The 25,342-nt window shown below is 63.2% G+C and carries 27 protein-coding genes and 2 tRNA genes; 14 read left to right on the forward strand and 15 right to left on the reverse strand.

The window, feature by feature from the left end:
• Positions 1 to 67: 67 nt before the first annotated feature.
• The 6 genes from mshD to asd all read left to right on the forward strand — a co-directional run bounded on the left by mshD (position 68) and on the right by asd (position 6,910).
• Positions 68 to 1,069 (forward strand): mycothiol synthase, encoded by a 1,002-nt coding sequence (mshD, locus tag C501_RS0105275; protein WP_018134594.1) that lies wholly within the window; start codon positions 68 to 70, stop codon positions 1,067 to 1,069.
• An 83-nt stretch (positions 1,070 to 1,152) separates the two neighbouring features.
• Positions 1,153 to 3,390: an RNA degradosome polyphosphate kinase gene (locus C501_RS0105280; RefSeq protein WP_018134595.1), complete on the forward strand. Its 2,238-nt coding sequence runs from the start codon at positions 1,153 to 1,155 to the stop codon at positions 3,388 to 3,390.
• A gap of 8 nt (positions 3,391 to 3,398) precedes the next feature.
• A complete protein-coding gene (locus tag C501_RS0105285; RefSeq protein WP_043568310.1) occupies positions 3,399 to 4,355 on the forward strand; it encodes an NUDIX hydrolase in 957 nt (318 codons plus the stop codon).
• A gap of 41 nt (positions 4,356 to 4,396) precedes the next feature.
• Complete coding sequence (locus tag C501_RS0105290) at positions 4,397 to 5,215, forward strand: thymidylate synthase (protein ID WP_018134597.1); 819 nt, start codon at positions 4,397 to 4,399, stop codon at positions 5,213 to 5,215.
• On the forward strand, positions 5,212 to 5,787 hold the full coding sequence (locus tag C501_RS12610; RefSeq protein WP_018134598.1) for a dihydrofolate reductase: 576 nt from the start codon (positions 5,212 to 5,214) through the stop codon (positions 5,785 to 5,787). The genes C501_RS0105290 and C501_RS12610 overlap by 4 nt, the downstream gene beginning before the upstream one ends.
• Before the next feature lie 4 nt (positions 5,788 to 5,791).
• Positions 5,792 to 6,910, forward strand: a complete 1,119-nt coding sequence (gene asd / locus C501_RS0105300; protein WP_018134599.1) for an aspartate-semialdehyde dehydrogenase — start codon at positions 5,792 to 5,794, stop codon at positions 6,908 to 6,910.
• 282 nt (positions 6,911 to 7,192) lie between these two features.
• Here the strand turns inward: asd and C501_RS14255 are convergent, their stop codons facing one another.
• On the reverse strand, positions 7,193 to 7,381 hold the full coding sequence (locus C501_RS14255) for a hypothetical protein (protein WP_156807644.1): 189 nt from the start codon (positions 7,379 to 7,381) through the stop codon (positions 7,193 to 7,195).
• Between C501_RS14255 and C501_RS0105310 the strand changes: the two genes are divergently transcribed.
• From C501_RS0105310 to C501_RS12620, 5 genes are all read left to right on the forward strand, one after another.
• Positions 7,380 to 8,174, forward strand: a complete 795-nt coding sequence (locus C501_RS0105310; protein ID WP_018134601.1) for a TOMM precursor leader peptide-binding protein — start codon at positions 7,380 to 7,382, stop codon at positions 8,172 to 8,174. The genes C501_RS14255 and C501_RS0105310 overlap by 2 nt on opposite strands.
• Entirely contained in the window at positions 8,099 to 9,343 is a 1,245-nt protein-coding gene (locus C501_RS0105315; protein WP_026174640.1) for a YcaO-like family protein, read from the forward strand. Before C501_RS0105310 ends, C501_RS0105315 begins: the two co-directional genes overlap by 76 nt.
• A gap of 122 nt (positions 9,344 to 9,465) precedes the next feature.
• The gene (locus tag C501_RS13530; RefSeq protein ID WP_018134602.1) at positions 9,466 to 10,263 is read left to right on the forward strand and encodes a SagB family peptide dehydrogenase; all 798 of its coding nucleotides are present in this window, start codon (positions 9,466 to 9,468) and stop codon (positions 10,261 to 10,263) included.
• A complete protein-coding gene (locus tag C501_RS0105325; RefSeq protein ID WP_018134603.1) occupies positions 10,260 to 11,000 on the forward strand; it encodes an ABC transporter ATP-binding protein in 741 nt (246 codons plus the stop codon). The genes C501_RS13530 and C501_RS0105325 overlap by 4 nt, the downstream gene beginning before the upstream one ends.
• The gene (locus tag C501_RS12620) at positions 11,000 to 11,719 is read left to right on the forward strand and encodes a hypothetical protein (protein WP_018134604.1); all 720 of its coding nucleotides are present in this window, start codon (positions 11,000 to 11,002) and stop codon (positions 11,717 to 11,719) included. The genes C501_RS0105325 and C501_RS12620 overlap by 1 nt, the downstream gene beginning before the upstream one ends.
• A gap of 50 nt (positions 11,720 to 11,769) precedes the next feature.
• Here C501_RS12620 and C501_RS0105340 read toward each other — a convergent pair whose 3' ends face one another.
• The 4 genes from C501_RS0105340 to C501_RS0105355 form a co-directional block, all read right to left on the reverse strand.
• A complete protein-coding gene (locus tag C501_RS0105340) occupies positions 11,770 to 12,849 on the reverse strand; it encodes a UDP-N-acetylmuramate dehydrogenase (protein WP_018134605.1) in 1,080 nt (359 codons plus the stop codon).
• Positions 12,846 to 13,295 carry a MaoC family dehydratase gene (locus C501_RS0105345; RefSeq protein ID WP_018134606.1) on the reverse strand — a complete coding sequence of 150 codons (450 nt, stop codon included), beginning with the start codon at positions 13,293 to 13,295 and terminating at the stop codon, positions 12,846 to 12,848. The genes C501_RS0105340 and C501_RS0105345 overlap by 4 nt, the downstream gene beginning before the upstream one ends.
• Entirely contained in the window at positions 13,292 to 13,771 is a 480-nt protein-coding gene (locus C501_RS0105350) for an FAS1-like dehydratase domain-containing protein (protein ID WP_026174643.1), read from the reverse strand. The genes C501_RS0105345 and C501_RS0105350 overlap by 4 nt, the downstream gene beginning before the upstream one ends.
• 100 nt (positions 13,772 to 13,871) lie before the next feature.
• Positions 13,872 to 14,408, reverse strand: a complete 537-nt coding sequence (locus tag C501_RS0105355; protein WP_018134608.1) for a TetR/AcrR family transcriptional regulator — start codon at positions 14,406 to 14,408, stop codon at positions 13,872 to 13,874.
• Between the two features lie 122 nt (positions 14,409 to 14,530).
• On the opposite strand from C501_RS0105355, the gene C501_RS0105360 reads away from it, so the two are divergent.
• Positions 14,531 to 16,105: an MFS transporter gene (locus C501_RS0105360; protein WP_018134609.1), complete on the forward strand. Its 1,575-nt coding sequence runs from the start codon at positions 14,531 to 14,533 to the stop codon at positions 16,103 to 16,105.
• Between the two features lie 37 nt (positions 16,106 to 16,142).
• Here the strand turns inward: C501_RS0105360 and C501_RS0105365 are convergent, their stop codons facing one another.
• The 3 genes from C501_RS0105365 to C501_RS0105375 are packed head-to-tail and all read right to left on the reverse strand — an operon-like array spanning position 16,143 to position 17,832.
• Positions 16,143 to 16,376, reverse strand: coding sequence for a DUF3188 domain-containing protein (locus C501_RS0105365; protein ID WP_018134610.1), 234 nt, complete (start codon positions 16,374 to 16,376; stop codon positions 16,143 to 16,145).
• A 35-nt stretch (positions 16,377 to 16,411) separates the two neighbouring features.
• Positions 16,412 to 16,897 (reverse strand): GNAT family N-acetyltransferase, encoded by a 486-nt coding sequence (locus C501_RS0105370; RefSeq protein ID WP_018134611.1) that lies wholly within the window; start codon positions 16,895 to 16,897, stop codon positions 16,412 to 16,414.
• Positions 16,898 to 16,923: 26 nt separating this feature from the next.
• The gene (locus C501_RS0105375) at positions 16,924 to 17,832 is read right to left on the reverse strand and encodes an HpcH/HpaI aldolase/citrate lyase family protein (RefSeq protein ID WP_018134612.1); all 909 of its coding nucleotides are present in this window, start codon (positions 17,830 to 17,832) and stop codon (positions 16,924 to 16,926) included.
• Positions 17,833 to 17,910: 78 nt separating this feature from the next.
• On the opposite strand from C501_RS0105375, the gene C501_RS0105380 reads away from it, so the two are divergent.
• A complete protein-coding gene (locus tag C501_RS0105380; protein ID WP_018134613.1) occupies positions 17,911 to 19,017 on the forward strand; it encodes a nucleoside hydrolase in 1,107 nt (368 codons plus the stop codon).
• Here the strand turns inward: C501_RS0105380 and C501_RS0105385 are convergent.
• From C501_RS0105385 to C501_RS0105400, 4 genes are all read right to left on the reverse strand, one after another.
• Positions 18,988 to 19,230, reverse strand: a complete 243-nt coding sequence (locus tag C501_RS0105385) for a hypothetical protein (RefSeq protein ID WP_018134614.1) — start codon at positions 19,228 to 19,230, stop codon at positions 18,988 to 18,990. The genes C501_RS0105380 and C501_RS0105385 overlap by 30 nt on opposite strands.
• Before the next feature lie 133 nt (positions 19,231 to 19,363).
• On the reverse strand, positions 19,364 to 19,825 hold the full coding sequence (locus tag C501_RS13535) for a hypothetical protein (RefSeq protein ID WP_026174645.1): 462 nt from the start codon (positions 19,823 to 19,825) through the stop codon (positions 19,364 to 19,366).
• The gene (locus C501_RS0105395) at positions 19,800 to 20,513 is read right to left on the reverse strand and encodes an RNA polymerase sigma factor (RefSeq protein WP_026174646.1); all 714 of its coding nucleotides are present in this window, start codon (positions 20,511 to 20,513) and stop codon (positions 19,800 to 19,802) included. Before C501_RS0105395 ends, C501_RS13535 begins: the two co-directional genes overlap by 26 nt.
• Before the next feature lie 43 nt (positions 20,514 to 20,556).
• Positions 20,557 to 22,452 (reverse strand): DUF7927 domain-containing protein, encoded by a 1,896-nt coding sequence (locus C501_RS0105400; RefSeq protein WP_018134615.1) that lies wholly within the window; start codon positions 22,450 to 22,452, stop codon positions 20,557 to 20,559.
• Positions 22,453 to 22,877: 425 nt separating this feature from the next.
• Here C501_RS0105400 and C501_RS0105405 point away from each other — a divergent pair, with 425 nt between their 5' ends.
• Positions 22,878 to 23,954, forward strand: coding sequence for a UDP-N-acetylglucosamine 2-epimerase (locus C501_RS0105405; protein WP_169332118.1), 1,077 nt, complete (start codon positions 22,878 to 22,880; stop codon positions 23,952 to 23,954).
• Positions 23,955 to 24,323: 369 nt separating this feature from the next.
• Here C501_RS0105405 and C501_RS0105410 read toward each other — a convergent pair whose 3' ends face one another.
• The 3 genes from C501_RS0105410 to C501_RS0105420 all read right to left on the reverse strand — a co-directional run bounded on the left by C501_RS0105410 (position 24,324) and on the right by C501_RS0105420 (position 25,288).
• Complete coding sequence (locus tag C501_RS0105410; RefSeq protein WP_018134617.1) at positions 24,324 to 24,716, reverse strand: hypothetical protein; 393 nt, start codon at positions 24,714 to 24,716, stop codon at positions 24,324 to 24,326.
• A 347-nt stretch (positions 24,717 to 25,063) separates the two neighbouring features.
• A tRNA-Met gene (locus tag C501_RS0105415) sits at positions 25,064 to 25,140 on the reverse strand.
• 76 nt (positions 25,141 to 25,216) lie between these two features.
• Positions 25,217 to 25,288 (reverse strand) — tRNA-Thr (locus tag C501_RS0105420).
• Positions 25,289 to 25,342: the final 54 nt, after the last annotated feature.

Raw genomic sequence — 25,342 nt, forward strand, 5'->3', positions numbered from 1 at the left:
GGGGCTACTGCCACGGGCGGGTAGGCGTGTCGTTCCGGGAAGATCTAGGCTAGCGGCATGGAGCTCAATGATGCGAGATGATATTGAAGAGCCGTTTGCCTCCAACTGGGAAGTTATGTCGTTCTACACCCCGTTAGAAAGCACTCTTGACGAAGATTTCCGCGCCTTCCTCAGCGAATACGCGGCGGCTGAAAACGGCACGCAGAGCCCGTTCTCCGAAGAGACCTTGCTAGCGATGCAACCGGGCGGGCGCGGCTGCTTTTTCCACGTTATCCGGGGCACCAATGAGACGGCGGGCTCCGCACCCCGGATTCTCGGTGTGGCGCTGACCGCTCCTCGGCCCGAAGGCGGGCACACACTGGAAATGGCAGTGCTCCCCGAATACCGCGATCAGGGCATCGGCACCGATCTGATCCAGGGAATCCGCTACGACCAGAGGCGGGGTGCCGATATTCCCCTGAAGAAGCTGCGCGCCTGGTCCCATGGCAACTATCCGGCGGCGGCCCGGCTCGCGGAAAAAAACAATTTCGTCCCCGTGCGGGAACTGCTGCAGCTGCGTTCTAATCTCACCGGGCACTTGCCTGAGCCAAACTGGCCCGCAGGGGTGCGGCTGCGCACCTTCCTGCCCGGCCAGGATGAATCAGCGCTTCTGGCGGTGAATTCAGCGGCTTTCGCGGATCATCCGGAACAAGGAGCACTGACCTTGGCGGATCTGCAGGCCAGAATGGACGAAGCGTGGTTCGATCCAGACGGGCTGCTGCTCACGGTGGACGAAGATGACCGCATTCTGGGGTTCCACTGGACCAAGGTGCATCAGCATGACGACGCTGCCCCGCTCGGCGAAGTGTATGTCGTCGGAATATCGCCTGAGGCTCAGGGCCGAGGCCTCGGCAAGGCGCTGACTCTCGCGGGGATGCAGCATCTGCGCGCCAGAGGGCTCGATCAGGCGACGCTGTACGTGGACGGCGATAACCCCGCAGCGCTGGGCCTTTACCGCAGCCTGGGCTTCGAGCCGTGGAAAGTCGATGTGATGTATGCACTGGGGGCAGCAGCAGAAACCGAGCGATGAGCGCTGGCGACCACTCGCCTCGGATCTCCTTGTAACCTTAGATCAGCAGCACAGCAGTGGCTGGAACCAAAAGAAAGGGCATCATGCAGCAGGAACCTGCGGGCGATAACGGCGCGGAGAACGCAGCCAAACGTCTCAGCACTGTTGAAGTGCCTACAGCCCGGGCTACTCAGGATCGGATCGACATCCCCGACTTCGAGCCGACACTGGTACCGGAGGGGGATATCAGCCCGGATCGCTTCCTGGACCGGGAACTGAGCTGGCTAGCCTTCAATGCCCGGGTTCTGGAACTCGCCGAGGACCCTAACCTGCATCTGCTGGAGCGGGTAAACTTCCTCTCCATCTTCGCCTCGAACCTGGACGAGTTCTTCATGGTCCGGGTGGCCGGCCTGAAACGCCGAATCGCCACCGGCTTGGCTGTGCCCTCTGCAGCCGGTTTGAGCCCCCGCGAAGTTCTCGCCCAGATCAGCGAGGAAGCGCATCATCTGCAGGCCAGGCACGCCCATGTCTTCGCCGATCAGATCCGCCCGGCACTGGCCTATGAGCATATTCATCTGGTCCGCTGGGACGAACTGGATGAGACCGCGAAAACCCAACTGAGCACGATGTTCTCGGAGAAGGTCTTCCCCATCCTCACCCCGCTCGCGGTGGACCCTGCGCATCCGTTCCCCTATATCTCCGGACTCTCCTTGAACCTGGCCGTCGTCGTACGGAACCCGGTGAGCGATAAGGAGCTCTTCGCCAGGGTCAAGGTGCCGGATCAGCTGCCCCGACTGATCTCCGTCGACGGCCCGCGCGCCGGGACGGTGCCGGGTAGAGTCGCCCGATTCATCACCCTCGAAGACGTTATCGCCGAGCATTTGGACCAGCTGTTCCCGGGAATGGAAGTCCTGGAACATCACACCTTCCGAGTGACCCGCAACGAAGATCTCGAGGTCGAAGAAGACGATGCCGAGAATCTGTTGCAGGCTCTGGAGAAGGAGCTGCTGCGGCGGCGCTTCGGCCCCCCGGTACGGCTCGAGGTCACCACGGATATCAATCCGAATATCCGCGAGCTGCTGGTGCGCGAGCTGGACGTGGAAGCATCCGAGGTTTACGCCGTGCCCGCTCCCCTGGATCTTCGCGGGCTCAATGTGATCGCCGGGATAGACCGCCCCGACCTGCACTACCCCAAAGCCGTGCCGCATACCTCCCGGGCGCTCAACGAGTCGGAGACCTCCAAGGCCGCGGATGTCTTCGCCGCGATGCGCCGCCGCGATATTCTGCTGCACCACCCCTATGACTCCTTCTCCACCTCGGTACAGGCCTTCTTGGAGCAGGCTGCAGCCGACCCCAAGGTCCAAGCGATCAAGCAGACCCTCTACCGCACCAGCGGTGACTCACCTATCGTCGATGCGCTCGTCGATGCGGCAGAAGCGGGTAAACAGGTTCTGGCCCTCGTGGAGATCAAGGCCAGATTCGATGAGCAGGCCAACATCTCCTGGGCGCGGACGCTGGAACAAGCCGGTGTGCACGTGGTCTACGGAATCGTGGGCCTCAAAACTCACTGCAAACTCTCACTCGTGGTTCGGCAGGAACAGGACGGGCTGCGTCGCTACTGCCATATCGGTACCGGCAACTACCATCCGAGAACCGCGCGCTACTACGAAGACCTCGGCCTGCTGACCGCTGACCCGCGGGTCGGCGAGGATCTCAGCCGGCTTTTCAACCAGCTCTCCGGCTACGCGCCAAAATCAACCTTCAAGCGCCTTCTGGTGGCTCCGCGTTCGGTGCGCTCCGGGCTCATCGACCGGATCGAGAAGGAGATCTCCAATAAGCGTGCGGGGCTGGACGCCCGGGTACAGATCAAGGTGAACTCGATGGTCGACGAGGCCATCATCGATTCGCTCTACCGAGCTTCCCAGGCCGGTGTGAAAGTCGATGTGATCGTCCGCGGAATCTGCTCGCTGAGGCCCGGGGTTCCGGGGCTCAGCGAGAACATCACGGTCCGCTCCGTGCTGGGCAGGTTCCTGGAGCACTCCCGGGTCTTCGTCTTCGCCAACGGCGGGGATCCCGTGGTCTTCATCGGCTCGGCCGATATGATGCACCGCAATCTGGACCGGCGTGTCGAGGCACTGGTGCAGCTGTCGTATCAGGAAGACATCGCAGAAGTGCTCTCGCTCCTGGACCGCTATATGGCTCAGAGCACCTCCAGCTGGCATCTGGACCATGAAGGCGCGTGGACCAGGCACCACCTCGATGCGCAAGGAGCTCCGCTCTCCGATATCCAGTCCTGGCTGCTTGCCAGCCGGTCCCGTCAGCGCATGGCGTCTCGTCGCTAGGAACACCGTTGAACGCCTCAGTATCCCCTGTGCTACCCGAGAACGGACCGGAGGAGCCGGCGGTGCTCGCCGCGGGAGCCCTGTGTTGGCGGATCCGTAAGAAGGAACTCCAGGTCCTGCTGATCCACCGGCCACGCTATGACGACTGGTCCTGGCCCAAGGGGAAATACGATCACGGCGAGACGCTTCCGCAGACCGCGGTCCGTGAAGTGCGCGAAGAAGTCGGGCTCAAGATCTCACTGGGCATTCCTTTACCCGAAATCGACTACCGGGTGAATTCCGGTCTGAAACGCGTCTACTACTGGGCTGCTGAGACCGGGGAGCAGAAGCCGGTGCCGGATGGCAAAGAAGTGGATGCAGTGCTGTGGGCCACTCCGCAGCGGGCCCGGGAGCTACTCACGAACCCTTCTGATGTGATCCCGCTCGATGCGCTCAGCAGAGCTTTCGAGCAGCAGCAGCTCGCCACCTGGCCGTTGATCGTGCTCAGACACGCCAAAGCCAAGCCCCGCTCTTCCTGGACTCGGGCCGAAGGGGACCGGCCGTTAGCCGCCACCGGCCAACGGCAAGCAGCGGCGGTGAAGCGGCTGCTCTCGGCCTGGTCTCCGAAACGCGTTATCAGCAGTCCTTGGCTGCGCTGCGTCGCCACGGTATCCGCTTATGTCAAGGCCAGCGACGCCAAGATCAAGCTCGTGGACGCCCTGACCGAAGCCGAGCACCGGCGTAAGCCCAAGAAGACCGCAGCTGTTCTCGATGGGGTGCTCGACAAGCACCGGCCCGTCGTGGTCTGCGTGCACCGGCCGACTCTGCCGACAGTACTCAACCGCTTAAAAAAAGAGATGCCCGAGGGCCTGGCCGAACGGCTGCCATCTGCCGACCCGTACCTGAGCCCGGGGGAACTCTTAGTGTTCCAGGTCTGCCGGGACCGGATCGTCGCGGTGGAGCGCTTCCGTCCTTTTGACGATTGAGGCCTCGCGTTCCAAAGCTCAGCCGGAGATAAGATTGAGATATGAGCCTGCCCACCCCTTATGAAGACCTGTTGCGTGATGTGCTGGAGCACGGAACCCCGAAATCTGACCGCACCGGAACCGGTACCCGCAGCGTCTTCGGCAGGCAGATCCGCTTCAGTCTAGCGGAGTCCTTTCCGCTCATCACCACTAAACGGGTTCACTTCAAATCCCTCGCCCTGGAGCTGCTCTGGTTCCTCCGCGGGGATTCCAATGTGGGATGGCTGCAGGAGAACGGGGTCCGGATCTGGAATGAATGGGCCGATGACGACGGCGAACTGGGGCCCGTCTACGGAGTCCAATGGCGTTCCTGGCCCACTCCCGATGGCAAGCATATCGATCAGATCTCGGCCCTGATCGACGGGCTGCGGGAGAACCCCCATTCCCGACGCCATATCGTCTCCGCCTGGAACGTGGCGGATATCGGGAAGATGGCTCTGCCGCCGTGCCATGCCTTCTTCCAGTTCTACGTGCAGCCCTCTTCTGATGGCCCGGGCAGGCTCTCCTGCCAGTTGTATCAGCGCAGTGCGGATATGTTCCTAGGTGTGCCCTTCAATATCGCCTCCTACGCTCTGCTGACCTTGATGGTCGCCCAGCAGGTGGGCTTGGAACCCGGAGAATTCATCTGGACCGGCGGGGACACCCACATCTATGACGACCACGTGGCCCAGGTCCAGGAACAGCTGAGCCGGACGCCGTACCCGTACCCCCGGCTGCGCCTGACGAGGAAGCCGGAATCCATCTTCGACTACCGCTATGAGGACTTCGAGGTAGTCGATTACCAGCACCACCCCACGATCAAGGCCTCGGTTGCCGTATGACTCCCCGGATCGGTCTGATCTGGGCGCAGACGACGCAGGGCGTGATCGGCTCCGAAGGCGGCATGCCCTGGCATCTGCCGGAAGACTTAGCGCATTTCCGGCGCACCACCGAAGGGCATCCGGTGATCATGGGCCGGCGCACCTGGGACTCCTTCCCGGAGCGGTTCCGGCCTTTGCCCGGCCGGACCAATTACGTCCTGACTCGTGAGCCCGGGTGGGGGGTCGAGGCTGACGCAGCTGGAGCTCATGTAATTTGCGACGGAAAATATGACAGAGCCCTTGAACGAGCAATCACTGTGGCCAAGAACGCCCCCGGCGGCGAAGAGATCTGGATCATCGGCGGCGGGCGCGTCTATCAACAGGCTTTACCGCTGGCGGATAGCACGGCGATCACCTACATCGACACGGATGTCAGCGGAGACACCCTGGCACCGGAGCTCGGCCCGGAATGGGAACTGACGCGCAGCGACCCTGCAGCAGGCTGGCATAGCTCGAGCACCGGCACCGGATACCGTTTCACCTGGTGGCAGCGGCGCCAGGAATCATCAAGAGCAGAATCAGGAAGCGAGTGAGCATATGTCCCACCGGGTAGGTTTTATCGGCTGGCGCGGCATGGTCGGCTCAGTCCTCTTGCAGAGGATGCGCGAAGAGCAAGATTTCGGTCAGCTGGATCCGGTGTTCTTCTCCACCTCCAACCACGGCGGCCCGGCCCCGGTTTTCGACGAGGGCGATCCCGGCACTTTGCAGGACGCTTACGATCTCGATGCGCTGGCCGCCCTGCCGATTCTGGTAACCGCGCAGGGCGGGCAGTACACCGAGGCGGTCCACGGACGGCTCAGAGCCCGGGGCTGGGACGGTCTGTGGATCGATGCGGCTTCTACCCTGCGTATGGAGGAGAGTTCGGTGATCGTGCTGGATCCGGTCAACCGAGCGGCTATCGATGCTGCGCTGGCTAACGGAGTCCGGGATTTTGTCGGCGGAAACTGCACAGTTTCCTGCATGCTGATGGGGTTGGGTGGCCTCTTCCGCAATGGCCTGGTGGAATGGGCGACCTCGATGACGTACCAGGCGGCCTCGGGCGGCGGTGCCCAACATATGCGGGAGTTGCTGAATCAGTTCGGCAGCATCCACGCGGCAGTGGCAGATCAGCTGGCAGACCCGGCCGCAGCCATTCTGGAGATCGACCGGGGCGTGCTCACCGCGCAAGGCAAGGCCGATGCGAGCCAGTTCGGGGTTCCCCTGGGCGGTTCGCTGATTCCCTGGATCGATGCGGACCTTGGCAATGGCCAATCCCGCGAGGAGTGGAAGAGCGCCGCGGAGACGAACAAGATCCTCGGCACTTGCGCAACTGATCGGATCGCCCTCGATGGGCTGTGCGTGCGCATCGGGGCGATGCGAGCGCATTCCCAGGCGCTCACGGTGAAGCTCCGCGAGGGCCTGCCGCTCCCCGAGATCGAAAACCTCATCGCAGGGGATAATCCCTGGGCGCAGGTGGTGCCCAATACCAAGGAAGCGACGGTTGCAGCGTTGACGCCGATGGCGGCTTCGGGCGGCTTGGAGATTCCGGTGGGGCGGCTGCGGAAGCTGTCGATGGGCCCGGAATACCTAAGCGTCTTCACGGTGGGCGACCAGCTGCTCTGGGGCGCCGCAGAACCCCTGCGCCGGATGCTGGCTATCGCCACCGGCCGGCTCTGAGCTGGCTGTCGAAGCGTCTACCATCGGGCCTCCGGGCGGCCACCTCGCTCGCCTATATTGCTCGGCTATAAGCATCTTCACCGTCTACCAGATGGCATTTTTCTGTCTATCAACAGTTGACCTTTGTCCCTGACTGAAATACATTCTCTGCAACGCTTTCGCAGAGAGCGTCACTCGGGGGAATCACCGTCGAATTCTCCGGGTCAATCGGAGCGCCGGGGCATGGTCTGAACACGCCTCCCCCAGGCTTTCCTTGAAGAGTCAGGAGTCATCAACCATGGATCACCACATCGTTGTTCCAGAAGTCATGGAAACCGAACCTGGCAGCATCATGCCCGAGGTGCTGATCGACCTCGATTTCGAACACGAGGGGCAGCACATTCCGCCGGCCAGGATGAGCAACGGCGCATCGTGCTGCAGCAGCAGTTCCTGCACGCTTCCGCCCACTCGGAACTGATCCTGCTCAATCATGAAATACACCTTGGCCTACGGTACTCAGAGAGCGGATCTCGATGCCTGTTACGCAGTAGTCAACGGCGCATCGATCCTGCGCTTCCGTGAGCACCGGGAGCTGGTTCGGAGGCTCTTCGATTTCCTGGAGTCGCCGCGCAGCGCGGACGAGGTGACCCGAGGCGTTCCGGGTCTGGCGGACCCGGAACGCCTTCTGGGCAGACTCACCGAAGCGGGCGCCCTGACCATGGTCGATGATATGCCGAGCACCGGTATCAGCATCGGCTACGATCTCCCCGAATCTCTGCGTTCCGAGCTGGATCCGCCTCCGGCAGAGACCGCCGAGGCCAGCATCATGGTCCGCGAGTCAACCGCTGAGATGCTGGACTGCGCCGGGATCGCCTGGACCGCCGGCCGGAAACACCTTCCGGTCGCTCCCGGGGACGGCCATCGGATGATCATCGGCCCGGCGGTTGTTCCAGGCCTCACGGCATGCTTCGAATGCCTCATGCTGCGCCGCGCCGGGCTGAGCGGCTGGCCGGAAGACTATCTGGAGATCCACCGCAACAGCTCCCGCGGCGAAATCTCACCGAAAGACCTGCAGCTATCCCTCAATCTCGCCCAGCGGCTCGCCGAAGCCGCTTTCGTGCGGCAGGATCCAGAGTCCATCGGTTCTTGCCTAGTGGTCAACCTGCGCTCGTTGAGCGTTCACGGTTCCAGAATCTGGAGTGTTCCCCGATGCCCGACCTGCTCGACGAGCGCTACCTCCTGCCTCGGCTATCCCTGGCGGGAGCCGATCTCCGCGAAGGGCTGATCAGCCCCGCACTCGGCGTGGCACCAACGCTCACCCAGCCCGTGATCCGGCCGCAGGGAATTCCGGCGAAAGCGCTGCAGGCACTCCCCGCAGCAGCCGTACCAGTCTTCGCTCCCGGTGAGGACCTGCATTGCGGCAGCAGCTTCTCACTCCAGAACGGTGACCAGGCCGGCTCCCTCCATGGCGAACTGGTAGAACGCTATGCCAGCCTGATCATTCCCGAGAACCTCAGCCAGCCGGGCCCGGCCTCGGCCCGGCAGCTGAGCCTGGAGTCGTTCCTACAGTTCACCGACGAGCAGTACGCTTCCCCGGACTTCCCGTACCGGGATCCGCGCACCCTCAACCAGGTGCACTACTACCCCGCCCGTCGGGCTATCGACAACCTCCCCGTAACGGTTCCGGCGGAACTGGTCTTCCTGACCGGAGTGGATGCCAAGCGCTGGTGCACTATCAGCTCGAGCGGACTCGGTGCGGGACGATCCCGCGGGTCAGCTGCTGCATCCGCCTTTTACGAGCTCATCGAACGTGACGCTTTTCTTCGAACCTGGTACGCCCGGCGAGGCGAGGGGCGGCTAGCCATGCTGGGCCAGGAGCCGGCGTTGCTAGCCTCAGCCCTGGGCATGGGAGCCGAGCTGCCCAGAATGCTGCAGAAGCTCCGGTTACGCGGAATCGAGGCCACCCTGGTGCAGCTGCCGGCCGTCGCAGGAGTGCCAGTGATTCTCTCCTGCTTGCGTTCCGGAACCGTGGGCCTGGCCGTGGGCTGTGCGGCCAAATCGGCAATAGGCGATGCCGCTCGTACGGCCTTCACGGAATCCCTGCACAGCTATAACTGGGCAATGCAGCTGCTCGAGGAGGAACCGGCGCAGACGCCCCCGAAGCCGAACTCGATCAAGGGCAGTCGGGCGAAACCATCGGAGATACCGGCCTCACGCTCCGCTCTCACGTCCAGCTACACGCTCCGCCCGCCAACCGCCCGCTCAACGATTTCCTCGATACCGGCCCGGAGGCCGGCCTGGTTGAGTTCTTCAGCACTCCTGCGGTCGATTTCACGGCGGCTATCAGCGGTGCTCATGACTCCGGCTGGGAACTCTGCTTCGCCGAGATCGCGCCCGCAGTCCTCCACGGCACCGGCTGGTATGTCATTCGCGCTCTGGCCCCGCAGGCAGTGACCCTGGACGTGGGCATACCTCATCTGCGCCAGCTCGGCGAAGTGGCCCATGCAACCCTGAACCCCTTTCCCTGAGCTCACTGACCCCTGAGCTCATCGAGTCTCGCGATCCTAAGGAGCCACGTGTCCGCACCCCAGCTTCCCGCTATCTCCCTGGATGACCCGGCGGAGAACTTCATCGTCGCCTCCAAACTGAGCCCTCGGCTCAGCGAATCATTCGCCGGGCCCGCTTTCGAGCAGTTCCGCAGCGATGGCAGAGCCCTCGATCGCTTCGGACTGCCCAGCGCAGTGATCGAATCCACCGACTCCATCGAGCTGGAACCCGGCCCTGAACACACACGCTCCGCACTGAGTGCCGTTTTCAGAGATCGTGTTTCGGCCAGTGACTTCGGGCCCGGTGGCACTGATTTCCAGACCCTCAGCAATATCCTGCTGGAGACCGTCATGGTCTCACCCGACCATGGACGCGGCGCCCCTTCCGCGGGCGGGCTCTATCCATTAGATCTGTATCTCTGCGCCACCGGGGTCTCCGGGCTCGATGAAGGCTTCTACTCGATCGATCCTTTCGGCCAGAGACTCTACCGGCTGCCAGTGGATGATGCCTCGGACGCCAGAGCCTTCCTCCACGATGCGCTCCTCTACCCGGAACTGGCAGCAGGCGCCTGCGCCGCTGTGTTCTTCGTTGCGAGCTTCTTGCGCAGCCGGGTGAAATACGGTCAGCGCGGCTACCGCTTCGCTTTCTTGGAGGCGGGCCATCTTGCCCAGGCGATGACTCTGAGCGCTCAGTCTTATGGCCTGGCCAGCTGCCCAGTAGGCGGTTATCACGATCGGCTCGCCGATGATTTCTTCGGCCTGGACGGGGTGGAGCAGACCGTGATCTACTGCCTGGTCTTGGGCCGGCCCGGCACCGGAGCACCATGACCCCGGGGGCGAGCTGGGAGCACGTGACCAAGCTGTACGGCCCTCGAGCGGCGCTCGAGGACTTCAGTCTTGAGCTCGGCCCCGGGGTGCACGCCCTGCTGGGACCGAACGGTGCAGGGAAATCCACCGCGCTGAATCTGCTCAGCGGTATTCGGCTGGCTGATGACGGGGTAATGCGGGTCTGCGGGGAGCGCGTGACCCGCGGGGGAAGAAGCGCCCGCTCGCTGAGCAGCACACCGCAGGCGCTCTCCTTCCCTCCGGTGCTTAGGGTGCGAGAAGTCCTGGATTTCATCGCCGCACATTATCCGCAACCGCTGGCGATAGATGCGCTCTGCGATCGGCTGCCGCTGGCGCAGCTTCTGGAACGCAAATGCGGAGGTCTCTCCGGCGGGCAGACCCGGGTGGTAGGCCTGGCCTGTGCACTCAGCGGCAATACGGAGGTCTTGCTCCTCGATGAACCGTCAACCGGCCTGGACCCGGAGACCCGCTCCACGGTGCATGAGATTCTCCGCGAACAGCGCACCATGGGCCGCTGCATCATCCTGAGCACCCATGACTACGCCGAAGCTGAAACCACCGCAGACACGGTCTCGCTGATCCGTCATGGGCGATTGCTGCTGCACGAACGGCTCGGGCAGCTCACCAGATTGCGTTCTGAAAGCACGAAAAGCGGCGAACTCACGCTGGAGCATCTGATCTCGGACCTTCTGCGCGACTCCCCTGAGGCGGCCGGCTGATGCGGCGGCTACTGCGCTACACCCGGTTGCGGCTTCAGGAGATCCTACGTTATCCGTCATTCGTCCTGCCCACGATGGGGTTGCCGTTGCTCTTCTACCTGATCTTTGGGACCACCTCGGGAGCCGACCCCCTGCCGCTGGTCTTCGGCTATCTCGCCTTCTCGATGCTCGGTACCGCGGTCTTCCATTTCGGCGCAGCAGTTGCCGCCGAACGAGAGCAGCCGTGGTCGCTCTATCTGCTGTCGCTGCCGGCCAGCGGAACTATCAGAATAGCTTCGCTGATCCTGGCGAATATTGCGCTGACCGTCCTGTTCGCCGCACCGATAGCCATCGCCGGATTGCTTCTGGGCGCCTTCGCGGGAAGTCCTGGGGGCACCCTGACGCTTGGCAGCGCAGCTCTGCTGCTCGGGGCCGTCGTTCAAGGAGCATTCGGGCTCGTTCTGGGGTACTGGCTTCCGGTCAAAGGAGCAGGGCCCATCGCCACGGTGCTGTATTTTCCGCTGGCAGCACTCAGCGGGCTGTGGGGTGGCATGAACCTGGGCGTGCTCAGTGACATCGGAGCGTGGCTACCGCCCGGCGCCTGGTCTCGGTTGATCAACTCCGCCTTGGCGTCGGAGATCTCCTGGCCCGCACTCGGCCTGCTTGGCGGGTACCTCATCCTTTTCACGGCTCTCGGCGTGCTGGGATACCAGCGGATCCAGCAGACCGTTTATCGCTGACCTCTCTTGATCCCCTAAAGGAACGAGGACTTCCCGGGTTGACCGGTTATTCAAAGCTGCAGGCCCACCAGCAGTGACTCTGCCTCGAGCTCGATGCCAAAGCGGTCCTGCACCCCTTGGCGTACAGCCCTGGCGACAGCCAGGATGTCTGTGGCATCAGCGCCACCGCGGTTAGTGATCGCCAGAGTGTGCTTCGTGGACAGCGATGCCCGGCCGCCGGTGAGCTCGGAGCCGAAACCCCGGGAAAAACCTGAAGCCGCAATAAGCCAGGCAGCACTGAGCTTCACCCCGCCGGAAGCCGGGTACCGAGGTGCCTCATCGGGCAATCCGGCAGCTTGTTCTTCGCTGATCACAGGATTAGTGAAGAACGAGCCCGTGGAGAAAGCATCCCGGTCTTCGGCATCGAGCACCATGCCCTTACGTCCGCGCAGCTCGAGCACGGCTTCACGGACATCCAGCGCCGAGGCGCGCTCGCCCAGGGGCACATCCAGCCGAGCGGCGAGCTCAGCGTAGCGGATCGGGGCGCTCATCCGACTGAGCGGCAGTTGAAACTCCACGGTCAGCACCACGTACCGCGGCGAGCCGGTGATGCCCTGCCACCGATGGCGCTTAAGCACCGAGTCCCGGTATCCGAACTGCAGTTCAGAGGTGGTGAAAGTACGGACCTGCTGTTCCTGACGGTCCCAGACCCGGACGGCGGCGATGGTGTGAGCCACTTCAGAGCCGTAAGCGCCGACGTTCTGCACCGGAGTAGCGCCGGTGGCACCCGGGATACCGGAAAGCGCTTCAACTCCGCTCCGGGCGTGGAGAACAGCGTCATGGACGAACTCATCCCAGTTCTGACCCGCCTGCACGAGCACGGAAGCACCGCCGCAGGTGTCTTCCGAGTTGGTCCTGATGCCGGAGGTCCGGATCCTCAGCACCGTGCCGTCGAAACCTGCGTCGGAGATCAGCAGATTGGAGCCGCCACCGATGATCAGCAGTGGTTCTTCAGCGTCGTCTGCGGCACGGACCGCGTCGATGATCTCCGCTTCGGTGACGGCTTCCTCGAGGCGTCGCGCCGGGCCGCCCACTCCGATGGTGGTCAGCTCGGCGAGCGCGAGATCCGCGCCGGAGGCTGTGGGCGTCATACCAGCCGGACCAGGGCTTGAGCTTTGACCAGGACTTTCTGACCTGAGTTCATGACCGTCAGGTCGATCCTTACCGTCCCCGGTTCGGGCTCGAGGGCACCGACCACTCCGGTGACCTCAATCGCGGTGCCTTGATCGTTATCCGGTACCGGAACGGGCTTGGTGAACCGGGTCTGGTACGCAACCACGGCACCGGCTCCACCGGCCCAGTCCACGACGAGCTGCACGGCAGCACCCATCGTGAACATGCCGTGCGCGATAACACCGGGAAGCTCTACTTCCCGAGCTACCCGCTCATTCCAGTGAATGGGGTTCAGATCCCCTGAAGCACCGGCGTAGCGGATGAGATCCGCTCTGGTCACCGGGATCGAACGGCTGCCGATCTCCTGGCCGACCGTCAGTTTGGCGAGCACCGGGGTCTTCGCGCTGTCAGGATCCTGATTCATGCCCCGCTCCCCTGCCCTGGTTCCTGACCTTCTTCCTCGGTCCGGACCACGATGGTCGAGACGGTGGTCGACACCGGCTCGCCCTCGACGGTGGTGATCTCCGCCCGGGTGGTGAGCATCGCTCCTGCGCCCATCATGCGGATCGAATCCACATGCAGTTCCGCCTGGAGTGCGTCCCCGGCGATGATCGGCCGGTGATGCTGGAAGCGCTGCTCCCCGTGAACCACCCGGGAGAAGTCGATGCCGGCTTCAGGGTCCCGGATGAACCGGGCTTCAGCTCGCTGCGCCACGATGATCGCGAAAGTGGGCGGTGCGACCAGGTCTGAGTAACCGGCCGCCCGGGCTGCCTCCAGATCGGTATGCACGGGGTCGACGGCTTTCACCGCCGCCGCGAATTCCCGGATTTTCTCCCGGCCGACGTCATAGACGCCTTCAGCCGGGTAGACCCGGCCTGCTAGACCTGGGTGAAGACTCATGGTGCCTCCTGAGAGCGGATAGATATGGCTGACCCCAGCTTCTAAGCCTATCGGGCACCGGGCTGCGTCCGTGACCGGCATGCGAAGACCACTGCAGAGATCAGCGCAACCGTTCCAGGGCGGCGCGGATGTCTTCTGCATCGACTCCGTGCCGCGCTGCGGGAAGGTCGATTCCGCTGCCGTGCAAGGATGTGTTGTAGTACATGCCGTCGCCTACCAGCATAATCACCTGAGCGACGGTGGGGTCGCCGACTTCAGCAAAGATCAGATCGAACCAGCCCTGCTGCACTTGACTGAGCGTCTGGGTAGCTTGTTCTGCGGCGTCGCTGAGCTTCATCGCGGCCAGCATGACGCGCTCGAGATCTGAGCCGCTGGCGGCGGATGTCCGCAGATAGTAGCCGATGGACCCGTCGCTGGCTTCAGCCATGGCGGCCCGGTCTTCCGCTGCGAGTTCCCGGAGGCGCTCGAGCAGCCCTTCGGTCAGGGCCGCTTTATTACCGAAGTGATAGAGCAGTCCGCCTTTGGAAACATTCGCCGCACCGGCCACTGCCTCTAGTGTGGCAGCCCGCTCCCCTTGATCGATCAGAAGCTCGACGAAAGCGTCGAGTATCTGGTCCCGGCTGCTACTCCGCGGCATCGACACCGGTCCTTTCACTCATCTCCACCATTGTGCATCATGACCCTGGGTTGATGCTATACCGTCCAGACGGTACAGTAATAATCAATCTCTTCGTCCTCCCACCGTGAAAAGAGTGCCCCATGCAGCCCTCTGCGCACCCGACCTCCACGCCATCCCCCGCGAACTCAGCGAACACCCCGCCCCGCGCCACCTTGCGGGACTGGATCGCCCTGGCCGTCCTGATGCTCCCGGTACTCCTGGTGGCAGTGGATAACACCGTCCTGTCTTTCGCCATCCCGGAGATCTCCGCAGCGCTGGCCCCCAGCGGATCCCAGCTCCTGTGGGTCATCGATATCTACCCGCTGGTTCTAGCGGGGCTGCTGGTCTCCATGGGCTCTTTCGCGGACCGCGTCGGGCGGCGCCGGATGCTCCTGCTCGGCGGCGCCGGCTTCACCCTGGTCTCAGCTCTAGCGGCCTTCGCCCCCAGCGCCGAATGGCTTATCGCAGGACGCGCCGGCCTCGGCTTCTTCGGAGCCATGCTCATGCCCTCGACGCTCTCCCTGATCCGCAATATCTTCCTGGATCCGCAGCAGCGCCGGCTCGCCGTAGCCGTCTGGGCCGCCGGCTTCTCCGGCGGCGCCGCACTCGGCCCCATCGTCGGCGGACTGCTTCTGGAACACTTCTGGTGGGGCTCGGTCTTCCTCCTCGCCGTTCCCGTACTGATTCCACTACTGATCTTCGGCCCGGTCTTCATCACCGAGTCCAAGGATCCGAACCCGCCGAAGATCGACCCGGTCAGCATCCTGCTCTCTTTCGCCGCGATGGTCCCGCTGGTACTGAGCATCAAGACTTTCGCCAGTTACGGACTGACCCCGGTGATGATCGCCGCCGCGGCATCCGGCGCGGTCTTCCTCTGGCTGTTCATCCGTCGACAGATGCGGCACCGCGATCCGATGCTGGATGTGCGGCTCTTCCGCAACCCCGCGTTCTCCGGCGGCGTCGTAGCGAATCTGCTCAGCGTTTTCTCTCTGGTCGGATTCCTCTTCTTCATCTCCCAGCACTTGCAGCTCATCATCGGCCTCTCGCCCACTCAAGCCGGCTTCGTGCTGCTGCCAGGGCTGGGCTTCGCGATCACCGCCGGGCTGATCGCCGCTCCGCTGGCCCGGCGAGTGGCACCGGTGTGGATCATCACCGGAGGGCTGCTGCTCAACGCCGTCGGTTACGCACTGGTGGCCTTCACCAACCCGCAACCCGTTCCGGTGCTCATGATCGCCTTCATCCTGCTCGGAGCCGGTGTGGGAGCCGCCGAGACGATCTCCAACGACCTCATCCTCAGCTCAGCGCCGCCGGCGAAAGCCGGCTCCGCCGCGGCGATTTCGGAAACCGCCTATGAAGTCGGCTCGGTGCTCGGCACCGCCGTACTGGGCTCTGTGCTGGTCGCGGTCTACCGGAATCAGCTGTCCCTGCCGGAGAACCTCAACGCCGGGCAGGTATCCCAAGCCGAGGGGACCCTGGCCGGGGCGCTGCAGATCGCGAATGACCTGCCGGGGCCGGCAGCTGAAGCGCTGCGGCAATCGGCGAGCCACGCTTTCGATAGCGGTGCCGTCGTGACCTCGTTGGTGGGGCTGACGCTCATGCTCGTCGCTGCGGCCATGGCCCTTATCGTGCTGCGGAAGGTCCGCACTCAGGACTCAGTAAAAACAGAGAGCGAATGAGGCTCAACGGGTCAGCTGGAAACGGTGGAATCCGCGCTCAACGCTTCTCGAGCCCGCGCAGTCGGCGGCGCACATCCAGCATGCGGACCACCAGGCCCACCAAATGCAGCACGGCCCCGGCGATGAGGAACGGCATCGAGGGCCAGACCTGCCCGTTGTTCCCGGTGACCGCACTCAGGATGGTCAGCACAATACCCAGACCGAGCAGAGCCATCGCCGTGAAGACGATGGTCTTGTAGGCCGGGCTCGCGACACGCCAGTATTCGGACATACCCCTAGTCTACCGAGGCCAGGGGTCTGCCGAGCTCAGGCAGCCAGGGTTTTGACCATGAGGAAGTTGCGCAGCCTGACGCCGGAGAATACCGGCTGCTGCTCCGCGATCACCGCGAAGTCGTGCCGTTCGAAGAATTCGCGAGCGGTGAGGCTCACATCGCTCGTCAGCTCGGCATAACCGGCCTGGCGCGCGGCGGATTCCAGAGTGCCCAGCAAAGCGCTGGCCACCCCGCGCCTGGTGTACTCCGGATGGACGAACATCATCTCGATATGCCCCGTATCGATGAGCTGACCGAAGCCGCGGATCTCGTCATCGAGGAGCGCCACCAGGGTCATCCCCTGGAGCCGGGCAGCATCCCATTCCCTCAGCACCCACCGCTCCGGCCTGGCCCAGGCCGCGATCTGCTCGGCGGAATAATCACTGCTGGCGGTCACGGTCACCGCCGCCAGGAAAACCGAGAGCGTGGCGCAGGCATCGTCTGCAGTGTACTCGCGGAGCCGCATAGCCTCGATAGTCATGAACTCTTGCCCGCCAGAAAGGCTGCTCAGCTGGCCGGCTGGACGCCGAAGGCCACCGCGAGTTTCATGATCTTCTGCGCCCGGCCTAAACGCGGCAGATCCGAGCCATCTCGGATGACCTCTCCCCGTGCCTTGAAATCAGCAAGGAAGTCCGTGGCCCATGCGACATCGGAGGGCGCCGGGGAGATCACTTCGTTGATCACCGTGGCCTGGTCCGACTGCAGGCAGAGCTTACCGGTCATGCCCATAGCCACGGTGATACCGGACTGCTCGCGCAGGATGGGGTGATTGCTGCCGACGGTGGGCCCGTCGATAGGGCCTGGCAGATCACCCACCCGGCTGGCCACGACGAGCTTGGCCCTGGGATAAGCCATGGCTTCCCGGTCCGCGGCCATTCCGGTATCCCGGCGGAAGTCACCGGAACCGAAAGCGAGCCGGAAGGCGCCCTCGGCCCGGGCGATGTTATTGGCTTCCTCGATACCGATGGCGGATTCCACCAGAGCCAGCACCCGGGTCTTGCCGTCCAGCCGGTGGTAGGTCTCCTTGACGTGCTCGGCGCTTTCCGTTTTGGCCAGCATCACCCCGAGCAGACCCGGAATACCTCGCAGCCCGGCCACATCATCGGCCCAAAAGTCACTGGCGACATCATTGATCCGGACCCAGGCCTGGCCGCCGTCCCGCAGCCATGCGGCCACCTCGTCACGGGCCTGACCTTTACGGCTCGGGTCGACCGCGTCTTCGATATCCAGGACCACGGCATCGGCGCGGGAGGCCACAGCGGCATCGAAGATCTCCGGCTGGGTGGCGGGAACCAGCAGCCAGGAACGGGCGATTTCCGCCGGGACGTTCCGGATACGGGGCAAAGGCGAAGTGATCGGGTCTGCGGCGCCGGCTTCCAGACCGGTATCGCCATAGGGTTCGAGGGGCGAAGACATACCCCTACCGTATCCCTCTGCGCACTCCGGCGACGACTCGGGGCGCGCACGGCTTAAAGTGGTGCTAGAACTGGAGACATGCCTCTTACCGATGGCCCCCGCGTCCCCTTGCTCCTCGATGTTGACACTGGCATTGATGACTCCCTGGCGTTGCTGTATCTACTGGCCAGCCCCGAGGCCGAGATCTTGGGCATCAGCTGCACCGCAGGTAATGTCCCGGCCCCGCAGGTGGCGGTGAACAACCTGGCCTGGCTGGAGCTCTGCGCTCCGGCGTTCAGCACGGGGGCACCGGAGGAGATCGAGGTGAGCCTCGGCTCGGAAGTCCCGCTCCTCGCCCCGCTGATGACCACAGAGGACACCCACGGCCCGCAGGGCATCGGCTACGCCGAGCTGCCGCGGCCGAGGCGTCCGGTCTCGGAACGCCATGCTGCCCGGCTGTGGAGTGAAACCGTGCGTGAGCGGCCGGGTCAGATCACCGGCCTGATCACCGGCCCGCTGACCAATCTGGCCCTGGCCATCCGGCTCGATCCGGAGCTGCCGTTTCTGCTCAAGCGCATCGTGATCATGGGCGGCTGTTTCAACCATCCTGGCAACACCACACCGGTCAGCGAGTGGAATATTGCCGTGGACCCCGAGGCGGCAAAACTGGTCCTGGACGCTTTCAGCGCGCTGCCCCCGGAACGCCAGCCCATCATCTGCCCCCTTGATGTCACGGAGTCCGTGGTGATGACTCCGGAACATCTGGCCAGGTTGAGCGTCGCCGCCGGCTGCGAGTCTCCGGAACGGCCGGATCAGCAAGATCCGCCAGGGACGCGTTCCACCGCCGCCAACGAACTCATCCGGCAGTTCAGCGATGCGGTGCGGTTCTACTTCGAATTCCACCGGGATCACGGCCAGGGCTACCTCAGCCATATGCACGATCCTTTTGCCGCTGCAGTGGCCTTGAACCCTGAAATCGTCAGGCTGCGGCACACTACGGCGGATGTGGAACTGGCCGGTTCGCTGACTCGTGGCGCGACGATAGCCGACTGGCAAGGGCATTGGGGAAGGCCCCGGAACGCCTGGGTCGGGCTGGAGACCGACCCGGAACGCTTCTTCGACCAACTCATCGAACGCGTCGGCGCACTGGCGAGGAGACTCGACCAGTCAGGGCGTTCAGGGAGCGCTCAGGACCGCCGTCGCTGAATTCGGCCCCCAGCCGTTGCCCGTGACCGTAATCGGAACAGACCCCTGGCCGGATTGCCCGGCGAGCAGACCGATACGCAGATAGTTCACTCCGCCGCCGTCAGCATTCCCCGTGGTGCAGCTCAGGCTCTGCCCCGCGGGGGTGCAGCTCCAACCCAGCGGACCAGCATCCACATAGTCGTAGCTCAGCCCTGCGGGCAGGTCTACGAGCACGCGCCCCCCACAGACCGGGCCACTACTCGTGGGCTGCAGGGAAATCCTGAGCGTGACCGCCGCTGGGTCGAAAGCGTCCCGGCTGAAACTGGCTGAGGGCTGGAGGGCGTTCGGCGCGGCTGGCGGCTGGACCTCATCGGAAGGCTGCGTTGGAGACGGGGGGAGGCGAGACCGGCAGGACAGGGACCACCACCGACGGTTCATCCGGCCCGGTGGGCTGCACCGGCTCCGACTCCGTCGGTTCCGCCGGAGGGCTCGGATCCGAAGTAGCCGATGGCTCGCTCACCGTCGTGCCCTCGCTATCCGTCGCGAGATCCACGTCGGCTGACGGCTGGCGCAGGATCAAGAAGGTCGCAAGGCCCAGAATCAGGAGTAGGGCCGCCGCCCCGCCGAGCCATTGCGCGAGCCTGTTACCGGATTTCCCTGCGGGTGGCTGCGCCGCGGAGGCCCCCGATGCTTCAGCGGCTACGCCGCCGGCGCCGGCGAGGCCCGCGCCGCCTGCTGTCGCGGGGAACAGGGCCATCCCGGCAACGCCGACGATTCCGGGGCCGATGACCCGGCGCAGACTCTCATTGACCTCGGTGATGTCGTGCAATGCGGTGGTGCAGTAGATGCATCCGCGAATATGGCTCTAGTACCTGCTGCGAGCGCCGAGTGGGAAGCTTGCTGCGCACTAAAGCCCCGAGCTGAGAAGCGTATTTGCGGCAATCCGCGCGAGGGGTCTGCTGCAGGTGACTCTGCAGATAGGCCTGGCGCAGTGTCTCCCGGGAACGATAAGCCAGCGCGGCCACCGCATTGGCCTCGATACCGAGGATCTCGGTGATCTCGTGCGGCTTCTTGCCTTCAACCTCGGTCATCCACAGCACCAGGCGAGCGCGCTCCGGCAGTGACTCGAAGGCGTTCCGCACGATCTCGGCTTCGTAGCGGGCCGCAGAGTCGTCCTGGACTACCTGCTCAGCCTGCCCCGTGTACTCCGAGACCAGATCGACCCTCGAAGATCTGCCGAAATTCCGATTCGCCAGATTGCGCACCGCACCCAGGAGGTAACCCCGGAAGAAGACATCCGGGCCTTCTCCGGCACGCAGCTTCAAGAGCGTGCTCGCGAAGGCTTCTGCTACGAAGTCGGCGGCGTCTTCATGCCGGGCGCCCATCTGGATGGCGATGCCTTTAGCCACCGAACTGTGCCGGCGGTACAGTTCGGCATAGGCCTCATCATCACCGCCGCGAGTATCTGCGATCAGATCCTCATCAGAACGGTTCTGATAGTCCTCGAGCGTACTCATTCCCACCCCCACATCTTCTCTTGCTGGCCTTTCCTGACGATTCTTATCTCTTATGTACCCGGTCTACCCGGAGTGCCTGAAGTTTCCGCCCCGCGCCACGGCTGAGCAGGAACCCTGCCCCCAGGATCAGCGAGGTGATCGCCAGAGGCAGCATCATACCCGCTCCAGAACCGGTGACCGCCAAAGGGTCGCCATCATCGCGGGCGTCAGGGGCAGGATCTTGTGGCGCATCAGTAGAGTCTCCCCCGGAGTCCGAGCTCGGATCCCCGGGCTCCTTGGTCACCGCTGTCACGACTTCCGGGACCTCTGTATTGCCCGCAGTGGTGCTGCTGACCGCGTTCCGGAGCGTGTCAGAGGATCCGGTGGCGATCACCCTCACCGAGTACTGCACGGTGACGGTCTGACCGATGGACAGCAGTCCTTGCCAACGGATCGAGCTGGAATCGCTGAGCGCCCGGCCGCTCGTCGCATCGATGTCCCCGCGGAAAGCGGCACCGCCGATCACTCCGCTGAGATCATCGGTGAAGTCAGCTCGCAGATCGGTGCGGCCGACATTTTTTCCGGTCACCGTGTACGTCACGACCTGGCCCGGCGAAGCAGTAGCCCGGTCCACGTTTTTAGTGAGCTGGAACCCGGAGAGGTCCACGGTCACGGGCTGCGGCAGCAGGACGTTGCCCAGGGTGCTGCTCACCCGGTTGATGAGTTGGTATTTGGTCAGCGGCGGGGCTTTGACCTGCACTCCGAAAGAGACTGTAGCGCTCTGGCCCGGGTTCAGATCACCGCGCCAGATCAGGGCGCTGCCCGTGAATTCGAGGCTTCCGGTATTCGTCACGGCGTCGCCGAGATAGTTCGATTCGTCCAGGACTTGATCGAGTTCATCGGTGAAATTCGCGGGCAGGGCGGTGCTGCCGGTGTTCCGTGCCGTCACTTCGAAACGAACCGTCTCCCCGGGGTTTGCGGTGCTGCGATCCGCGGGTTTCGTGATCTCCACGCGCGGCTCGGCCACTGGCGGAACAGGCGGAACCGGCATGACCTCAGCCGAGGCGAGATCCGTCAGCCGGTAGTCGTAGGTGGCCGGAGTGGTGACCTGACCCGCCACTGCTGATTCCCCGGTCTTAGGGTCGATCCGGTAGAGCGTACCGTCGGCATGACCGGAGTACCAGGCACCGGCGTGCCAGGCGAATCCGTAATTAGCAGTACCGGCGGCCAGTGCCGGGCCGGAGATCGATAGCACAGGTGTAGCGGTCATGCTCTCGGCGCTGAAGGAATCGACGTTATAGCGGTAGATTTTCCCCTCGCCATTGCCGAAGATCAGGCCGAAGAGGTTGCCGTCTTGGTCGAAAGCATAGTCCGGAGCGGCGAAGCCGTTGGCCCAGACCTGCTCATCTGACTGCGTGGAGGTCACGGGGCCGCTGATCACCGTGGCGCCGGTTCGCGGGTCGAAGCGGGAAAGCCTGGTGTTCTGGGCGGTCTGCAGATTGGTCCCCAGCCAGACGGTACCGTCCGGGGACACCGACAAACCGCCCCAGGCCTGCTGAGCTTGAGCCGCAGAGCCGATCTCGGTGATCCCGCTATCACCATTCTTCAGACCGTAGAGCTGAGGGTAGGCCGTGTTGTACCGGCTGCCCACGAATTGCAGACCGCCCATGGAGTCTGGCCCCAGGCCTAGATTCGAGGCCCAGTAATCGGGAGCCCCGGCAGCGGTCTGAGCGGTGACCTGAGTGGTTTTCTGCCCGTCTGCTCCGACGAACTCGAAGATCTGATTTCCGGAGGAGCCGTAGAGGCCTGCGGGATTGATGGCTACCGGGTCCGTCTGGGGCGTGAGCGGCCAGGTATCCCCCGGAGCTGAGGATGCTGATGAGGGTACAGCCATCATCGCGACGAAAAGCGCCGCGATTCCTACAACGGCAGCCAAAAGCCGTTTAACTTCCCTCCCCATCAGTCCTTCTTATCCCGAAGCCCGGCGTCCAGGTTATGCGGCCGAGGCCTCCCCCATACACCTTTACCGCTGCTCGTCATCGCTCATCGGAATAGCACAACGATAGCACGAATAGATGATAGACAGCCTGAAAACAGCGTACATTCAGCCACCCAGACAGCCTGCAGTCCGTGAACAATCAGGCAGAATACATGCGATCGCATCTAGTAGGCAAGGTGAAATCTCCTCAAAATTAAGTGTCATATATCACAATCATTGTTCTCGCTATGCATCGTCATAACCGGCTACTGAGCAGTACATCTCGACAGGTGCAAGCGTGAAATTCGGGGGCTTTCGGGCGAACCAGACCCCCTTCAGCAGCCACTTGATGACTGACCAGATTGACTACGGACGCGGAGAGGGGAGATCAGCAAACAATGACGACAATGACGACAGTGATGGCCTACTCCGGCACTCGTGCCGAAGCCGCGCGTCTCATGCCCGTGCTGGCAGCGCTGCGCGTATCAGGTCTGCGCACGATTCACCTGCACCCCGCCGGGAACAGCACAGCGGCTTCGATCGGCGAGCTCTTCGGGATTGATGATCGGCGAGCCCTCGACCTGAAGGGCAGCGGCCATCGTCGTACTGCTGCACTGCGCACCGTCCTCGCGGAGTACGCTCCTGACGCCATGCTGATCCATCCCGCTACTCAGGACTCTCGCACCACTGGCCGCACCGCGCATCAAGAAGGCATCCCTGTGGTGAGCATCGATTCATGGCCCACAGCGCATAAAGCCGGGACTGCTGATCTCTACCTGGAAAGTCATGAGCTCCACCGTCGGCACCTGATTGAGTCGGGAGCCCCGGGCTCAGCGGTCAGCACCATCGGCAGCACCACAACAGACTGCTTCCTCCGAGGCATCTCACAGGCCCAGATCGATTCTGATCAGCGTCGCGCACGGGCAGTAACGCCTCAACTCCGGCAGGCTTTCAGGTCGGGCCGGCAGCTGGACTTCCTGGTGGCACAGCGCTTCGAGGGGCTGCGCGCCAAGCAGCTCAGCCGATGCCTGCAGGAGTTCACTCGGGCACAGGAGGCCCGGACCGTGGTCTTCTCCATCGATCACCCCGTGTTGGCCAGGCGAGTGCGAGCTGGTGTTGAAGCGCCGAATCTCGTCGTCACGGGCGCACTGGACTATCAGGACTACTGCCGAGTACTGGCTCGGAGTACCGCAGTAACCACGGATGTGCCTTCGATTCAGCGCGATGCGCTCACCTTGGGCAAGCGGATCACGCCCATCCTCGAGTCACCCGCCCTGCTGTCCCTTGGCAACAGCAGGTCAAGACGAAGGAAACAGTCTCAGGACATCGCAGAACCGCAGTCCGGAGACGGCCTGGCCGCATTACGCGCGGCCTCGGCCATCAATAAATTCTTGGGATGGAAACCGGCTGCGCAGCCGCATCCGGTCACAGCCCTGGCCTCGCAGGCTGCTCCAGTACGAGAGCTGCAGCAAGCCGCATGTTAAAACGTTCCTTCTACCTCGCAGAGAGGGCCTGATAATTCAAGGTTCACTCCCGGCACCTCACCGGGCTGATGAACCCGCAAGTCTCCGCATCAGTGTTTTCCCCTAAACAGAATCGCTGGCGCAGACCCGGTGGATCCCCCAAATCCGTCGGGGACGGGTAGTTTCTCCCCCGAAAAGCCCGTCCAAGGAGGCAGCCGGTGCGTCGCCTTACCCCTATTTGCGTGACGCACCGGCTCGCTCCTACCTCGCCGTGTTCACCGCGCAACGGGCAGCACCGGGTCTGAACAGACTGGTCTCGACCCTGATCAGCCCAACCTCAGCCTTTGTTTTTGCCGAAGTCTTTACCGGGATCTTTACTGGCCTCTGTCTTTACTGAACCTCTGCGGGCTCTTCAGTCTGATAAGGACCGCGTACCCGCAGCGAAGCGATAACACCGCTGCCAGCGGCCAGAAATGCGTCGATACGTCTTCTCAGGTGCTCATCGCAGTAGAGGTTGCGCTTGGACTCGTCGCTCACCTGCAGCCGCCAACGCCCGGGCTGGCTACATTCGGCACACAAGGACACCGTCTGGCCTGTGACAGTGGTGATCTGCCGGCCATTGAGGCCCAGGTACTCCTCGAGCACCCCGGGCTCCTGCCAGTAGATAGTTTCCCAGTTGTTGGACTCGTAATTCCATCTGTTGGTCTCCACAGGGATCTCCACGCCATCCTCTAGACGCTGCAAGGCCTCGTCCTGAGGCAAGTACCCCCACGGTGTATACACCAACTTAGGTAATTTAGACACCGGATCTCCTTAGTTATTCTTTATGCCGGCTTTCTACGAAACTTTACTCCTCGGCGGGGTCCCCCCAAGCACAGTTGGTCTCTTTCCGGCTAGACCTACTGGTTAGATTTTTTAACCAAGTGGCGCAGAAAAGATCAGTTACGGCGCTCGTGACGCTATGGTCTGGTGAAATAGGTTTCAGCGCGAAAGGAAAATACTGCAAAGTTTTTTTCGAATCCATCTTCAGGGACCAGTGCCATCAGCAGATATTCCGGATACCAGGAGTTCTCAGGAAGGAGAAAACCCGCCTGACTCTGAGCCACTCCAGCAGAGTCACGCGGGCGTTCTGGTAGCGGTGGGGAGGCTCGATCTCCCGACCTCACGATTATGAGTCGTGCGCTCTAACCAACTGAGCTACACCGCCATAACAACGAGGGGCTCAGCTGCACAATCTTCGCGGCTTACCGCTAGGACGTTGCGCAGCGGGCCTTCTCATCGAGAGCCCCGACCGGGAATCGATCCCGGGACCTCCATCTTACCAAGATGGCGCTCTACCACTGAGCTATCGGGGCAACGAATGAATACTTTACCAGCGCATACGGTCGAGGAGAAATCGGGAGCAGTCA

Source organism: Acaricomes phytoseiuli DSM 14247 (genome assembly GCF_000376245.1).
Lineage (GTDB): Bacteria > Actinomycetota > Actinomycetes > Actinomycetales > Micrococcaceae > Renibacterium > Renibacterium phytoseiuli.

Excerpts from the sequence above, each read along its gene's own strand:
- C501_RS0105400 (WP_018134615.1), bottom strand. The coding sequence starts at position 22,452 with ATGGGGAGGGAAGTTAAACGGCTTTTGGCTGCCGTTGTAGGAATCGCG.
- C501_RS14255 (WP_156807644.1), bottom strand. The coding sequence starts at position 7,381 with ATGATTGAGCAGGATCAGTTCCGAGTGGGCGGAAGCGTGCAGGAACTG.
- mshD (WP_018134594.1), top strand. The coding sequence starts at position 68 with ATGATGCGAGATGATATTGAAGAGCCGTTTGCCTCCAACTGGGAAGTT.
- C501_RS0105405 (WP_169332118.1), top strand. The coding sequence starts at position 22,878 with ATGACGACAGTGATGGCCTACTCCGGCACTCGTGCCGAAGCCGCGCGT.
- C501_RS0105360 (WP_018134609.1), top strand. The coding sequence starts at position 14,531 with ATGCAGCCCTCTGCGCACCCGACCTCCACGCCATCCCCCGCGAACTCA.
- C501_RS0105280 (WP_018134595.1), top strand. The coding sequence starts at position 1,153 with ATGCAGCAGGAACCTGCGGGCGATAACGGCGCGGAGAACGCAGCCAAA.
- C501_RS0105325 (WP_018134603.1), top strand. The coding sequence starts at position 10,260 with ATGACCCCGGGGGCGAGCTGGGAGCACGTGACCAAGCTGTACGGCCCT.
- C501_RS0105395 (WP_026174646.1), bottom strand. The coding sequence starts at position 20,513 with ATGAGTACGCTCGAGGACTATCAGAACCGTTCTGATGAGGATCTGATC.
- C501_RS0105340 (WP_018134605.1), bottom strand. The coding sequence starts at position 12,849 with ATGACGCCCACAGCCTCCGGCGCGGATCTCGCGCTCGCCGAGCTGACC.
- C501_RS0105345 (WP_018134606.1), bottom strand. The coding sequence starts at position 13,295 with ATGAATCAGGATCCTGACAGCGCGAAGACCCCGGTGCTCGCCAAACTG.
- C501_RS0105365 (WP_018134610.1), bottom strand. The coding sequence starts at position 16,376 with ATGTCCGAATACTGGCGTGTCGCGAGCCCGGCCTACAAGACCATCGTC.
- C501_RS12610 (WP_018134598.1), top strand. The coding sequence starts at position 5,212 with ATGACTCCCCGGATCGGTCTGATCTGGGCGCAGACGACGCAGGGCGTG.
- asd (WP_018134599.1), top strand. The coding sequence starts at position 5,792 with ATGTCCCACCGGGTAGGTTTTATCGGCTGGCGCGGCATGGTCGGCTCA.
- C501_RS0105310 (WP_018134601.1), top strand. The coding sequence starts at position 7,380 with ATGAAATACACCTTGGCCTACGGTACTCAGAGAGCGGATCTCGATGCC.
- C501_RS0105355 (WP_018134608.1), bottom strand. The coding sequence starts at position 14,408 with ATGCCGCGGAGTAGCAGCCGGGACCAGATACTCGACGCTTTCGTCGAG.
- C501_RS0105375 (WP_018134612.1), bottom strand. The coding sequence starts at position 17,832 with ATGTCTTCGCCCCTCGAACCCTATGGCGATACCGGTCTGGAAGCCGGC.
- C501_RS0105370 (WP_018134611.1), bottom strand. The coding sequence starts at position 16,897 with ATGACTATCGAGGCTATGCGGCTCCGCGAGTACACTGCAGACGATGCC.
- C501_RS0105315 (WP_026174640.1), top strand. The coding sequence starts at position 8,099 with ATGCCCGACCTGCTCGACGAGCGCTACCTCCTGCCTCGGCTATCCCTG.
- C501_RS0105290 (WP_018134597.1), top strand. The coding sequence starts at position 4,397 with ATGAGCCTGCCCACCCCTTATGAAGACCTGTTGCGTGATGTGCTGGAG.
- C501_RS0105380 (WP_018134613.1), top strand. The coding sequence starts at position 17,911 with ATGCCTCTTACCGATGGCCCCCGCGTCCCCTTGCTCCTCGATGTTGAC.
- C501_RS12620 (WP_018134604.1), top strand. The coding sequence starts at position 11,000 with ATGCGGCGGCTACTGCGCTACACCCGGTTGCGGCTTCAGGAGATCCTA.
- C501_RS0105350 (WP_026174643.1), bottom strand. The coding sequence starts at position 13,771 with ATGAGTCTTCACCCAGGTCTAGCAGGCCGGGTCTACCCGGCTGAAGGC.